The sequence below is a fragment of the Comamonas sp. A7-5 genome, from assembly GCF_039581385.1.
Taxonomy (GTDB): Bacteria; Pseudomonadota; Gammaproteobacteria; order Burkholderiales; family Burkholderiaceae_C; genus Comamonas; species Comamonas thiooxydans.
In genome coordinates this window covers 1-13,821 of record NZ_JBCPWO010000018.1, presented here as the reverse complement: position 1 = coordinate 13,821, position 13,821 = coordinate 1, and the positions used below count along the sequence as shown (strand labels likewise).

The following is a 13,821-nucleotide window of genomic DNA, read 5'->3' as shown; positions in this document are numbered from 1 at the left end:
CTTCTCCCTCTCTAGCTCTGATTGCACGAGGGGGACGACCGCTTTGCTGCGCGGTGGCGCTTGCACGCAGTCCTGGCGCGAGCACGCTTCTGACCACAGGCTGACGCTATGAACGCGATAGCAATAAATACCCTGAGAGCGCTTGATTTTCCCGACCTTGCCGGCACTTAATACAGCATGAGCAATCCACTTCTCGAATCCTCCTCCCTGCCCTTGTTTGACCGCATTCAGCCTGCGGATGTGGCACCCGCCATCGACACTTTGCTGGCCCGTGCCAGTGAGGCGCTGGAGACCGTGGTTGCACCGGACTTCCCCGCACAGTGGGAGGCCATCTCTGCCGTGCTGGACGTGGCGACTGAAAAGCTGGGCACCGCCTGGTCGGCCATCAATCACCTCAACAGCGTTGCCGACACCCCGGAGTTGCGCGCGGCCTATAACGAAGCACTGCCCAAGGTCACCGAGTTCTGGACCAATCTGGGCGCCGATGAACGCCTGTACGCCAAGTACAAGGCCATTGACCCGGCCAGCCTCAACAAGGAACAGCGCGCCGCCTGGGACCATGCCATGCGCGGCTTTGTGCTCTCGGGCGCCGAACTGCAGGGCGCTGCCAAGGAACGCTTTGCGCAGATTCAGGCTCGCTCGGCCGAGCTGGCCCAGAAATTCAGCGAGAACGCGCTAGACGCCACCGATGCCTTTGCCTACTACGCCAGGATTGACGAGCTGGACGGCGTTCCGGCCGATGTGATCGCCGCGGCCAAAGCCGCCGCCGAAGCCGATGGCAAAGAAGGCTACAAGCTGACGCTTAAGATGCCCAGCTATCTGCCAGTGATGCAGTTTGCCAAGAGCAGCGCGCTGCGCGAGAAGATTTATCAGGCTTATGTGACTCGAGCTTCCGATCAGGCCGATGGCGATGGCAAACGCTTTGACAACACCGCCGTGATGAAGGAAATCCTCGCCCTGCGCCTGGAAGAATCCCAGTTGCTGGGCTACAGCAACTTCGGCGAAGTCTCGATCGTGCCCAAGATGGCCGATTCGCCCAAGCAGGTCATTGACTTTCTGCGCGATCTGGCACAACGAGCCCGCCCCTATGCAGAAAAGGATGCTGCCGATCTGCGTGCCTTTGCCAGGACTGAGCTCGGCATTGCCGACCCCCAGCCCTGGGACTGGGCCTTCATCGGCGAAAAGCTCAAGGAAGCCCGCTATTCCTTCAGCGAGCAGGAGCTCAAGCAGTATTTTCCTGCACCCAAGGTGCTGGCAGGCCTGTTCAAGATTGTCGAAACCCTGTTCGAAGTCTCCATCCGCCGCGACGAAGCTCCGGTCTGGAACCCCTGCGTGGAGTTCTACCGTATCGAGCGATCCACCGCGCAAGGCACTCAGCTGGTCGGCCAGTTCTACTTGGACCCGCAGGCGCGCAAGGGCAAGCGTGGCGGCGCCTGGATGGACGATGTGCGCACACGCTGGCTGCGCCCCGACTCCCATCAGCTGCAAACGCCTGTGGCCCACCTGGTCTGCAACTTCGCGTCCGGCGTGGACGGCAAACCCGCGCTGCTCACGCACGATGATGTGATCACCCTGTTCCACGAAACCGGTCACGGTTTGCACCACATGCTCACGCAGGTCAATGAACGCGATGTCTCGGGTATTGCCGGCGTGGAATGGGATGCAGTCGAGCTGCCCAGCCAGTTCATGGAAAATTTCTGCTGGGAGTGGGATGTGCTCAAGCACATGACTGCCCACGTGGACACGGGCGAGGCCTTGCCCCGCGCGCTGTACGACAAGATGATTGCCGCCAAGAACTTCCAGTCCGGCATGCAGACCCTGCGCCAGATCGAATTTGCGCTGTTCGACATGCTCCTGCACACCGAGCACAATCCCGCAGACGACTTCATGGCGCTGCTGAACCAGGTGCGCGCCGAGGTGTCCGTGCTGCAATCGCCAGCCTACAACCGCATGGCCCACACCTTCAGCCATATCTTTGCTGGTGGCTATGCCGCCGGTTACTACAGCTACAAATGGGCCGAGGTGCTGAGCGCGGACGCTTATGCGGCTTTTGAAGAAACCATGCTGGCCGATGGCTCGCCCAACCCCGAGACCGGCCGCAAGTACCGCGAGTCGATTCTGGAGGCCGGCGGCAGCCGCCCTGCCATGGAGTCCTTCAAGGCCTTCCGTGGCCGCGAGCCACAGATTGACGCACTGCTTCGCCACCAAGGTATGAGCCAGGCCGCCTGAGTCTTCTGCCATCTCCCCAAAAGCGCCCTTCCCGGGCGCTTTTTCATGTCTGCCATTGCCCCAATAAGAGAGACCCAAGACTGACGCTAGCTGACTCACGCACCGAGGTCGGATCAAGACAAGCCTGAGCATGGGAGCAGACAGTCCTCCATGCAAGCTATGCTCTGCCCATCGACGCTCGCGTCCTCAGACCTCTTCACTGCACTTCATTGACCAAGATTGAGATGCCACGATCTTTCATTGCCCGGCCTTCGGCCGAGAAACCGACCTCCCGCAACGCCCTGTTGCTGACAATGCTTGTAGCCGCCTTTGCCGCATTGGCGAGCGGAGTCGGCCAGGCCCAGAACCTTTATCGCAGTGTAGGCCCCGACGGGCGTGTCACCTATTCCGACCGGGCCATCGGCCCCAACGCCAAGCCCAGTACCGAAGCCGTGAGCAACGCCGATGGCCCGGCGTCTTCGGCCAACGCGCAACTGCCTTACGACCTGCGCCAGACTGCCAACCGCTATCCCGTCACGATCTATACGGGCAAGGACTGCGAGCCCTGCGACGAGGCCCGGTCTCATCTGCAGAACCGTGGCATCCCGTTCAACGAACGCACCATAGAAACCAGCAGCGATGTTGCAGCACTCAGAAAGCTCAGCGGGCAGGACAGCCTGCCCTTTGCCACCATCGGCAACCAGCACCTCAAGGGTTTTGGCGCCGACAGCTGGGACCAGTACCTGAGCGCGGCCGGCTACCCCAAGCAGCCCCAGTTGCCGAAGAACTACAAAGCCCCCGCAGCCAAGCCTTTGACCATGCCGGCACCAGTTGCTGCCGAAGCAGCCAAGCCCGCCGAGCGTCCTGCACGCATCACGGCGCCAGCAGCCCCACCCCCTGGCGCACCCACACCTGACAACCCCGCGGGCCTGCGCTTCTAGGATTCATGAATTTTCAATGAAATCAGTCTCTAACGCTTACCAATAAAGCGTTAGCAGCTATCAATTTCACAAAAAAACCACCTGCGCAAGCAGGTGGCTTTCCGGCCGCAGATTGCTGCTTAGTATTCCAGCGTCTGCACGCCTTGTGCGGTTCCCAGCAGGCACACCGCAGCCTTCTGGTGAGCAAACACGCCCACGGTCACGACGCCGGGCCACTGATTGACTTCAGACTCGAAGGCCAGCGGCTCTGCGATCTTCAGACCGCGGACATCCAGAATATGCTGGCCGTTGTCGGTCACCAGCGGCGCACCATCCTTCATGCGAATCTGCGCCGTCACGTCAGCGCCCATGGCTTCAAAGCGACGGGCGATCTGGGCAGCAGCCATGGGAATGACTTCCACGGGCAGCGGAAAATTACCCAGCACCGGCACACGCTTGGACTCATCGGCAATGCAGACAAAACGCTGAGCCAGCGCCGCCACGATCTTTTCGCGCGTCAGCGCCGCACCACCGCCCTTGACCATATAGCCCTTGCCGTCGATCTCGTCGGCACCGTCGATATAGACGGCCAGGCTGGCGACTTCATTGGCATCGAACACCTTGATGCCCAGCGCCTTCAGGCGCTCGGTACTGGCAACCGAGCTGGAGACGGCGCCAGGAATCCGATCCTTGATGGTGGCCAGTGCATCAATGAATTTGTTGACCGTGGAGCCTGTGCCCACGCCCACAATTTCACCGGCGACCACATATTTCAGGGCAGCTTGTCCGACCAAAGTTTTCAGTTCATCTTGAGAAAGAGGTGCAGCAGATGTCGTCATGAGGGAAAATCCAGGTAATCCTGCGATTATCCCCATGTCTCTTATTCCTTACTCATTGACGCGTCCTATTCTTTTCGGCATGGACCCCGAAGCGGCCCACGACCTCACCATGAATTTCATGGCAAAGGGTCAAAATACCTTGCTCCAAAAGGCCTGGGCGCGCCCTCTGATCAACGACCCCATCGAGCTGGCGGGCCTCAAGTTCCCGAACCGTGTGGGCATGGCCGCAGGCCTGGACAAGAATGCGCGCTGCATCGATGCGCTGGCCGCCATGGGTTTCGGCTTTGTGGAAGTGGGCACCGTCACGCCCCGCCCCCAGCCCGGCAATCCCAAGCCCCGCATGTTCCGCATTCCTGAAAAGAATGCACTGATCAACCGCCTGGGCTTCAACAACGAAGGCCTGGATGCATTTCTGGCCAATGTGCGTCGCTCGCAAGTGCGCGCCAATGGCGGCGCCATGCTGCTGGGCCTGAACATCGGCAAGAACGCCACAACCCCCATCGAAGAGGCCACCAGCGACTACATCAAGGCCCTGGACGGCGTGTACCCTCATGCCGACTATGTGACAGTCAACATCAGCTCACCCAACACCAAGAATCTGCGTGCCTTGCAAAGCGACGAGGCACTGGATGCTCTGCTGGGAGCTGTCGCCAATCGCCGCGAACAGCTTTCCAGCCAGCATGGCAAGCGCACGCCGGTGTTCGTGAAGATCGCTCCCGACCTCGATGAGGAACAGGTCGGCGTGATTGCGGCGACGCTGGAGCGCCACGGCATGGATGGCGTGATTGCCACCAACACAACCATCAGCCGCGATGCCGTCAAGGGTCTGCAGCATGCCGAAGAAGCCGGCGGCCTGTCCGGCGCGCCCGTGCTCGAAGCCAGCAACCAGATCATTCGCCAGCTGCGCTCAGCCCTTGGCAGCCGCTTTCCCATCATTGGCGTGGGCGGTATCTTGAGCGGCGCCGACGCCGTGAGCAAGATCCGCGCAGGTGCTGATGTGGTGCAGATTTACAGCGGCCTGATCTATCGCGGTCCCGATCTTGTGACCGAAGCCGCCCAGGCCATCGCCCATATGCACTGAACTTAACGCGTGGCCTGGCTGCGCACAAAGAAACAGCCCGTCATGCCTGAGCCTGACGGGCTGTTTTTCTAGGACCCTTCAGCCGCGTGCGCGCTGCTGCAGCTTAAGAATCCAGGGCAGTGCTGCGCTACCCCAGCGAATCAGCTTGCGCGGCCCGAGAACCATGAGCAAGCCCCCCGCTGCCGCCGTTGCCAGCGGATGCAGGCGCACAAAAGACAGCAGGCGTTCGGGCAGGGGAGCATCGGCGTCCACATGCGCAGGCTGCATGCTGCGCAAGGCCTGCGCCTGCGCCTTGGCAGCGGCTCGGGCCTTGACGCGCGCGCGTTGCTTGGCAATGCGCGACAGCACCAGCTTTTGCTCGGCGGTCGCTTCATCCCAGAGCCGAGCATCCATGCCTGCGGGCTTGACGGGTTCCAGCTCTGCGGCTCGCGAATCGGGAGAGATGCTGTTCATGCTAAATCCTCTCCTTCAGCGCCTGCCAATCCGATTTGAGCTCGCGCCGCGTGAGCCTGAAAGGACTGGAGAGTTGATTGACAGCTGCCAGCAGTCGCCACAGCCCCAGGCCCCAGACCAGAACCCAGCCACCGACCAGCAGCCACGCCACCAGCTGACGATGCTCGCTATCCCAGAACTGCACGAGCACAGCCATGGACAGGACAATGAGCACGACCACGGTGAGTGCGCCGAGCACAATGGCCAGCACCGCCAGCGTTTGCATGCTGCGCTTGTGCTGTTGCCACTCAAGCTGCGCAAGATCAACGCGATCTTCGGCCGCGATCGCTGCCTCGTTGAGATTGGCACGCCAGCGCTCCAGCAGGGAATCAAGACCTAGTAGTGAAATCAAATTCACAGGCACTTGTCCTTTTGCAGCTCAGCAATGCTTAGCGACGGCCCAGCATGAAACCCAGCAGTGCACCCACTGCCAGCGCGGCACCGGCGACGCGCCAGGGTTCGTCGTGGGCATAACGATCCGCCACATCGGCAGCTTCGCGCGCCTGGCGAGCGGCGTCCTGAGCCGCACGCACGGCAGACTCGCGCACGTTGGCCATGCCGTCGTCGATGCGCTGACGAAGCACGCTGATTTCAGGAAGCTTGTCCAGTTCACGGGCAGACAGCAGACCGCGCAGATCGCTGACCAGTTTTTCCAGATCGTCTTGGGCGGTGGAAACGGCGTCGGAAACAGAGCGTGACATATCGATCCTTTCAATGTGACGAAATTGGAATATCGCATGCACTTGGCAGTGCACCAAGATAGCTGCGAGACAGCAAGCATCAGGGCCGGCCGCTCATAAAACCTGCAGCATGTGAACATCTTACAGAAAACGCACCGCCTCCAAGAAACTCGCGGGCCTGCGGCACTGTCGGACAGCAGCGAAACTGCCTCATGTCAAGGAATATAAAGCCGTTCAAGGCTCCAAACCAATCTGTTTGCTGCAGCAGCCTTTACGTTGGCGCAGCAGAGCGACCTCAGCCTGAGCTCAGGCATGCCGTGCATGCATAGCTTGATCTCCAGCATCTGCCGCCAAGCAAAGCGGATTACATACGGCAACACACTGATTGCTTAACAGTTCATTAATAAAGTGGCTGCATGCTCGGCAACAAGTCACCTGCTTGCGGGAGTTCCATTCAAAAAAACTCTTCAGCAAGCGAAGACTTGACTCAAATCAAGTGTCACAAACGGCAACTTTCATATAGTCAATTAGACATAAAAGATATTAATTTAATACTCTTTTATGTTTAAAGCATCAGGGCTTTCTGGTGCCAGTGCGACGATGAAAGGAAGGGCCATGCCACTTCAGAAACGAGAACTCTCCGACTGCGCAACCAGCAGTTCGGCCTGCACCTGCAGCACTCCATCCATTACCCAGGCACCTCAGCAGGCAGTGACTGCGCCCACCAAGCGCGGTTTTTTGCAGGATTTGATTGCCATGGCCGCCAGCCTCGGTGTTGCGGGCAGCGCCCGCGCAGCGCTGCCCGGCGACCCCAGCTTCCAGCCCCTGCGCCGACCCGGCATGCAAGGCAAGCGCTTCGGCATGCTGGTCGATATGCGCAAATGCATTGGCTGCCAGGCCTGCACAGTGAGCTGCTCGGTCGAAAACCAGCCCCCCATCGGCCAGTTCCGCACCACGGTGCTGCAATACGAAATCGACCAGGCCGGCGACACGGCTGCCGCCATGGTCAGTCTGCCGCGGCTATGCAACCACTGCGACGAACCGCCTTGTGTGCCCGTCTGCCCGGTTCAAGCCACATTTCAACGCACCGACGGGATCGTTCTTGTCGATAACGAGCGCTGCGTGGGCTGCGGCTATTGCGTGCAGGCCTGCCCCTACGACGCGCGCTTCATCAATCACGAAACGCAGACTGCCGACAAATGCACCTTCTGCGAACACCGCCTGGAAGCCGGTCTGCTGCCCGCCTGCGTGGAAAGCTGCGTGGGTGGCGCGCGCGTGATTGGCGATCTGAACGACGCGCACAGCGAAATCAACCAGCGCATCAATGCTCACAAGGACGATATCAAGGTCCTCAAGCCGGGCATGAAGACCAAGCCGCACGTCTTCTACATCGGTCTGCCCGATGAGTTTGTGAACGGTGTCGATGGTCAGGCCACGGTTCGCCTTGTTGCCGAGCATCTGTGAAAGGAGTGCCCTCATGCAAATCATTGAACTCCTGACCCCAGCCTACGAAGCGGCATGGTTGCCATGGGCCGTGCAGTACTTCTTTCTGGTCGGCATGGCCACGGGGGCCGCACTGCTGACTTCGGCCTGTGCGTTCGGGCCGGCCCAAGGCTTGCTCCAGCGCCTGCTGCCCACAGCGGTGCTGGTGCTGGCCATGAGTGCGATTGCCGCGCCGGTGGCCCTGCTGGCCGACCTGCACCAGCCTGCACGCTTCTGGCATTTCTATGCCCACCTCACGCCCTGGTCGTGGATGAGCCTGGGTGCCGTGCTCATGCCCACGTTTGTCGGGCTGTGCGTGTTGATGTGCGCGCTGTGGTGGCTGGGCAAGCAGCGGTTGATGCGCCTGCTGGTGCCTGTACTGGTGCTGTCCACGCTCAGCATCGTGGTCTACACGGGCGCCGAAATCATGGTCATCCGATCGCGCCCGCTGTGGAACACGCTGTGGGTACCGATCAATCTAACACTCAGCGGCTGGCTGGCCACCGTGGGCATGGGCTTTGTGCTCTACCGCTTTCTGCCCCGATCCTTGCAGCCCGATGCGGCAGCCCTGCAAGGGCTGCGCAATCTGGGCCTGTGGCTGGCCACCGGCCTGATTGCCAGCGCCCTGACCTGGGGAATTGCCGGCATCGCGGGCCAGAGTCCTTCATTCGACATGGCTGTGCGCCTGTTCAATGAGTTCCCTGTCTGGCGCGTCTCCATGCTGGGCTCGGCCGTGTTTGGAGCAGCCGTGGTGATGGCCCTGCTGCGCGGCGAGCATCGTCTGGCAGCCAAGGGCTACACCCTGGTGCTGGGCACCGGCCTGGCGGCGTCGGCATGGGCCTTCCGCTGGGCACTGTTCATGGGCGTGCAGGGCGTGCCCAAGTTTGGAGCAGGCCTGTATCTGTACAGCATGCCTCTGGGCGGTGAAGGCCTGATGGGCATGCTGGGCATGGCAGGCCTGTGCGTGGCACTGGTTGCGCTGACCACCTGGGCGCTGGAGCTGCTCCCGGCCCGCAAGCCCGCCAACGCTGCCTAAAAACCAAGCCAAGTACACATCTAACGCAATACCAGCAGGCGCCAGCAGCTCTCAACACTATAGAAACGCTGCAGCGCTTGCCCTTCCCTCACACAAAGGGCAAGACAATGACTGACAAGAAACTCTCCCCTGGACAATCACAAGACGTCGAGGCCGATCGCACCGATGCCAACCGCCGCCGCATGCTGCTGCGCGGCGGCGCCGTCGCAGGCGGTCTGGCAGCTTTTGCCGCAGGCTATGGCGAAACCGTGGCCAAGGGAGCCAAAGGGCTGATCACCGGCAGCTCGGGCAAAGCCACCCAAAGTGCCACGCGCGGCAACTCGCTGACGCCCGAATTCCGTATAGACCCCGTCAGCGGCAAGCTTACGACCCAGCCCGGCCAGGTGGTCAGCCCCTCCTCGTGTCTGGGCTGCTGGACACAGTGCGGCGTGCGTGTGCGCGTCGATACTGCCGACAACCGTATCATCCGTATCGCTGGCAACCCTTATCACCCCCTGGCCACCACCCACCCCGCCCCCATGGAAACACCGGTTCGCGAGGTCTATGCCATGCTGGGCGGTGACAACGGTCTGGAAGGACGTGCCACCAGTTGCGCCCGCGGCTCGGCCATGCTCGAGCACCAAAAAGCACCGCACCGTGTTCTCAAGCCGCTCAAGCGCGTCGGTCCACGCGGCTCCGGCCAGTGGAAGAGCATCACGCTCGAAGAGCTGGTTCAGGAAATCTGCGAAGGCGGCGATCTCTTCGGCGAAGGCCATGTGGACGGCCTGCGCGCCATCCGCGACGTCAACACGCTGATCGATGAAGCCAATCCCGAATACGGCCCCAAGTCCAACCAATTGCTGGTGACGGAGGCCGCCAACGAAGGCCGTACTCCGCTGGTTAACCGCTTTGCCAAACAATCGTTCGGCACCATCAACGTGTCCAACCACGGCTCTTACTGCGGCCAGACCTACCGGGTAGGCACGGGCGCGGCACTGGGCGACATGGCCGGCATGCCCCACGGCAAGCCGGACTGGAAGAGCTCGCGATTTGGCCTGTTCATCGGCACCTCGCCGGCTCAGTCTGGCAACCCGTTCCAGCGCGTGGGCCGCGAGCTGGCCGAAGCCCGCTCGCGCGGCGAGAACACCTATCGATACGTGGTGGTCTCGCCCATGCTGCCCACTTCGTCCAGTCATGCGGCAGGTGACAACAACCGCTGGCTGCCCGTCAAACCCGGCAGCGACCTGGCACTGGCCATGGGCCTGATCCGCTGGATCATCGACAACGAGCGCTACGACAAGCAGTTTCTGACCCAGCCCGGCCCCGCAGCCATGGCTAGCGTTGGCGAAGCCAGCTGGAGCAACGCCACCCACTTGCTGGTCAACGAGCCCAAGCATCCGCGCTACGGCCAGTTCCTGCGCGGCGCAGATATTGGTCTGCCCATGCCAGATCCTATCGACGAAAAAACACCCGCCGAAGATGTATATGTGGTGCAGCTGAACGATGGCAGCCTGGCCGCCCATACCGTGGCCCAGCCTGCCGAGCTGGTTGCCGAGCGCGAATTCACACCCATCAAGGCTGTCGGCGCCACCGAAGAGCCTGCGCCTATGGCCGTCTGCACCGCCTTTGTCAAACTGCGCGCCGAAGCGCGCAGGAAGACGCTGGAGGAATACGCAGCTATGTGCGGCGTGCCGGTCAAGGAGATCGAGGAGTTGGCGCGCGAATTCACCAGCCATGGCAAACAGGCCGTGGCCAACTCGCACGGCGGCACCATGAATGGCTCGGGCTTTTACACAGCCTATGCCATTGCCATGCTCAACAACCTCATCGGCAACCTCAATGTGCGCGGCGGCTGGGTCATGGATGCCGGCCCGTTCGGCCCCTTTGGCCCGGGACCGAAATACAACTTTGCGCAGTTTGAAGGCGCAGTCAAACCCCGGGGTGTGGCCCTGTCGCGCACGCGCTTCCCTTACGAAAAGACCAGCGAATTCAAGCGCAAAAAGGAGGCGGGCCAGAACCCCTACCCCGCCAAGGCGCCCTGGTACCCCGCGCCTGGCGGCCTTTCCAGCGAGATGCTGGCCGCCGGCATGCTGGGCTACCCCTACCCGGTCAAGGCCTGGATCAACCACATCAGCAACCCCATCTACGCCATGTGCGGCTTCGAGAATGCGCTGGCAGACTCGGTCAAGGACGTGAAAAAGCTACCGCTGTTTGTCTCGGTGGACCCCTTCATCAACGAGACCTCTGCTCTGGCCGACTACATCGTGCCAGACACTGTCACCTATGAGAGCTGGGGCATTGGCGCGCCCTGGGCCGACGTCGTAGCCAAGAGCAGCACAGTGCGCTGGCCCACGGTAGAAGCCGCCACGGCCAAAACGGCAGACGGCCAAGCCATCAGCTTTGAGACCTTCATCTTTGCCGTGGCCAAGCAATTGGGTCTGCCAGGTTTTGGCAAGAATGCGATGAGCACCAAGCAAGGCGAGCTGCTGGACCTGGAAAACGCCGAAGACTTCTACCTGCGCGGCATGTGCAATATCGCCTATCAGGCGGGCAAGCCTGTACCCGAAGCCAGCGATGACGACATAGAAATCACCGGCCTCGAGAAATGGATGCCATCGTTGGAACAGCGTGTCGCCCCCGAAGAAGTGCGCCGCGTCGCCATGGTCATGAGCCGTGGCGGCCGCTTCGACAAGGTTGAAGACGCATGGACGGACGACCAGCTCAAGCTGCAGGCCAAGTTCCCGGCCACTTTCTGGCACGAAGGTCTGTCCAGGATGCGCCACTCCATGACCGGCGAGCGCTACAGCGGCTGCCCCACCTGGTACCCCACGCGCCTGGCCGACGGCTCGGACATGCGCCAAGTGTTTTCCGAACAAGACTGGCCGCTGACCATGACCAGCTACAAGTCAAACCTGATGAGCAGCATGTCCATCGCCGCCTCACGCCTGCGCCAGGTGCACCCACACAATCCAGTGAGCATCAACAAGGCCGACGCTGCAAAGCTGGGCATCGCCAATGGCGACCACATCGAACTCAGCACCCCCGGCGGCAAACTCCAAGGCGTGGCCTTGGTACGCGCGGGTATTGCGCCCGGTGCGATCGCCATTGAGCACGGCTACGGTCACAAGCAACTGGGTACCATGGCCCACAAGGTTGACGGCCAGCCCACCCATGCCAACCCACAGCACGGCAATGGCGTGAATCTCAATGCTCTGGGCTTTGCCGATCCGACCCGACCTGCAAAGGACAATGTCTGGATCGACTGGGTATCGGGGGCAGTGGTCAGGCAAGGGTTGCCAGTGAGAGTGAGAAAGGCTTGATAAGGGCCTAAAGCTCTGGCGGGCGATCGGGACAGAAATTCCCGTCGCTCGCATCTACGAGGGATGGCCTTGAAACGACTGCCAACAAATCGCGGCGATATCTTGAACCTGCCGAGGATCAACCGCATTGCCGCCCATTGGCTTGCAACAAGAATCGGGGCCGGATTAGGTTCGTCCCGAAATCGGACATGGCAAACCACAGGCACCATTCCTGAGTGTCCGTCTTTCAGCTTCTACGAAAACTCAAAAAAAATGGTGATGAATCCATGAAATACTATTCAATCGAATTGGACAGTACATTATTTACAATTAAAAACCACTGAATATTGGTATTAAAAGTCGAGAAGAACAAGATTGCTTTCTTCTCGGAAAATATTCGTATACAGCAATCTCAATATAGACAATTATATTGTTTTGAAAATTACACTTAAAAACAATAATGGAATCATCTGATTTCGCTTCATTGTTGATAGCAATGCAGTTCTGAATTCCAATAAATTGCACAAATAACGATAGCAGATCAACAGAATCCTATTTCGTGCCCAAACAAGGTATTTCTGTTTTCCTCCGGCTTATTGAAACTGCCATTAACCGAAAGAACGTTTTGGAACAGGCATCTGCGAAGCCAAAGCGCAACTCCGGTTGGCATTGATCATTGTGCAATGACAAATGGTCTTTCGCCTGAATTCATCCCCGTGGTCTGAGAACTCGCTATTCAAAGGAATGATCATGAAAAAGTCTTTGATTGTCATGGCGGTTGCTGCCTTGGCTGGTGTGGCATCTGCTGCAACCAACACAGGGACCAATGCGTCCTCAGGAACTTATTCCTCGGCTGCCAGCTCCGGCACGGGCAGCGCTGTGAGCTTCAATAGTGCGACGGCCAGCGCTCAAGCAAGCGGCTTTGGAACCAGCACCGGCACCACCGGCTCCTGGGGGCCTGTGGCCTCGGGCCAATCGAGTGTCGGAGGAAGCGCCTCCACCACAGGAACCGTCACCAGTCTTGCCGCGACCAGCGGGGGCGGCGTTGCCGGCGGCTACGGAACCACCAATGCCAACGCACATTCGGACGTAGGTAGCAATTACCTCGGCCAAGCTCCCGGCAAGCTGGTCAGCGGTGGCGCCGGAGGCTATGCAAACTCGAGCACCAACAATGTGGCTGGAACCGCGTCCATCGGCAATGGCATTGCGGTGGTGAACAGCACTGCCCATACCAACTCCTACTTTGGAGCGAACTCGCAGGCGATCTCGGGGCCGGGAGGAACCTCGACCAGCAATAACTCTGGCGCCTCCTCCGTTGGCAACGCGACAACTACCGGCTTCAGCCTGGGTACAGCCTTCGGAGGCTCCAATGGTGGCGGAACTTCGGGCAATGCTTATGGATGGGCGAACTCGGCCGCCAACTAGATAAGCTCCGCGAACTCAGTTGTATTGCCCCCGGGTTGCGGCCTCCCAAGTCAAGACTCGGGGACAAAGGAGAAACAGCATGAAAGCCTCAATAGCCTTGCTAAGCCTTTGTGTCCCTCTGTGCAGTTTTGCGCAGAATGCCGATAGCAGTGCACAAAGCCTCTCCAGCTCTTCCGCAGTGGGAGCACAACAGAATCAGTCCATCACCATCGTCAATCCGGTTGCTGCGGCGGACAGTCGATCGGTATCCAGCATCGAAAGCAGGTCGACTTCAAGCTCGGATCAAAACATAACGACCAGCGGAACCACTACCCAGAATCTGAACAGCACGGTATCCGGGACATCCAGGAACATCGTCGAGTACAGCGGTACTTACACCG

11 protein-coding genes and 1 pseudogene are annotated in these 13,821 nt (G+C 60.2%); 8 read left to right on the top strand and 4 right to left on the bottom strand.

Features of this window, described 5'->3' with window-relative positions:
* Nucleotides 1-177 precede the first annotated feature (177 nt).
* On the top strand, nucleotides 178-2,229 hold the full coding sequence (locus tag AAIL67_RS21775) for a M3 family metallopeptidase (RefSeq protein ID WP_063661151.1): 2,052 nt from the start codon (nucleotides 178-180) through the stop codon (nucleotides 2,227-2,229).
* Nucleotides 2,230-2,453: 224 nt separating this feature from the next.
* A complete protein-coding gene (locus AAIL67_RS21770; protein ID WP_231905760.1) occupies nucleotides 2,454-3,149 on the top strand; it encodes a glutaredoxin family protein in 696 nt (231 codons plus the stop codon).
* Nucleotides 3,150-3,268: 119 nt separating this feature from the next.
* On the opposite strand, the gene rpiA is transcribed toward AAIL67_RS21770, so the two are convergent.
* The gene (gene rpiA, locus AAIL67_RS21765) at nucleotides 3,269-3,967 is read right to left on the bottom strand and encodes a ribose-5-phosphate isomerase RpiA (RefSeq protein WP_034355848.1); all 699 of its coding nucleotides are present in this window, start codon (nucleotides 3,965-3,967) and stop codon (nucleotides 3,269-3,271) included.
* A gap of 34 nt (nucleotides 3,968-4,001) precedes the next feature.
* On the opposite strand from rpiA, the gene AAIL67_RS21760 reads away from it, so the two are divergent.
* On the top strand, nucleotides 4,002-5,048 hold the full coding sequence (locus AAIL67_RS21760) for a quinone-dependent dihydroorotate dehydrogenase (protein WP_034355845.1): 1,047 nt from the start codon (nucleotides 4,002-4,004) through the stop codon (nucleotides 5,046-5,048).
* A gap of 78 nt (nucleotides 5,049-5,126) precedes the next feature.
* On the opposite strand, the gene AAIL67_RS21755 is transcribed toward AAIL67_RS21760, so the two are convergent.
* From AAIL67_RS21755 to AAIL67_RS21745, 3 genes are read right to left on the bottom strand one after another with little or no spacing between them, the layout of a single operon-like run.
* On the bottom strand, nucleotides 5,127-5,501 hold the full coding sequence (locus AAIL67_RS21755) for a hypothetical protein (protein ID WP_224650951.1): 375 nt from the start codon (nucleotides 5,499-5,501) through the stop codon (nucleotides 5,127-5,129).
* Between the two features lies 1 nt (nucleotide 5,502).
* On the bottom strand, nucleotides 5,503-5,904 hold the full coding sequence (locus tag AAIL67_RS21750; RefSeq protein WP_080746035.1) for a phage holin family protein: 402 nt from the start codon (nucleotides 5,902-5,904) through the stop codon (nucleotides 5,503-5,505).
* Nucleotides 5,905-5,929: 25 nt separating this feature from the next.
* Nucleotides 5,930-6,241 carry a DUF883 domain-containing protein gene (locus tag AAIL67_RS21745; protein WP_004340823.1) on the bottom strand — a complete coding sequence of 104 codons (312 nt, stop codon included), beginning with the start codon at nucleotides 6,239-6,241 and terminating at the stop codon, nucleotides 5,930-5,932.
* 594 nt (nucleotides 6,242-6,835) lie between these two features.
* On the opposite strand from AAIL67_RS21745, the gene dsrO reads away from it, so the two are divergent.
* The 5 genes and pseudogenes from dsrO to AAIL67_RS21720 form a co-directional block, all read left to right on the top strand.
* The gene (gene dsrO, locus AAIL67_RS21740) at nucleotides 6,836-7,684 is read left to right on the top strand and encodes a sulfate reduction electron transfer complex DsrMKJOP subunit DsrO (RefSeq protein WP_034355836.1); all 849 of its coding nucleotides are present in this window, start codon (nucleotides 6,836-6,838) and stop codon (nucleotides 7,682-7,684) included.
* 13 nt (nucleotides 7,685-7,697) lie between these two features.
* Entirely contained in the window at nucleotides 7,698-8,738 is a 1,041-nt protein-coding gene (nrfD, locus tag AAIL67_RS21735) for an NrfD/PsrC family molybdoenzyme membrane anchor subunit (protein WP_063661146.1), read from the top strand.
* 107 nt (nucleotides 8,739-8,845) lie between these two features.
* On the top strand, nucleotides 8,846-12,037 hold the full coding sequence (locus tag AAIL67_RS21730) for a tetrathionate reductase subunit A (RefSeq protein ID WP_045838914.1): 3,192 nt from the start codon (nucleotides 8,846-8,848) through the stop codon (nucleotides 12,035-12,037).
* Nucleotides 12,038-12,766: 729 nt separating this feature from the next.
* A complete protein-coding gene (locus tag AAIL67_RS21725; RefSeq protein WP_034384266.1) occupies nucleotides 12,767-13,441 on the top strand; it encodes a hypothetical protein in 675 nt (224 codons plus the stop codon).
* 79 nt (nucleotides 13,442-13,520) lie between these two features.
* Nucleotides 13,521-13,821 (top strand): annotated as a pseudogene (locus tag AAIL67_RS21720) (hypothetical protein); the annotation flags it as partial.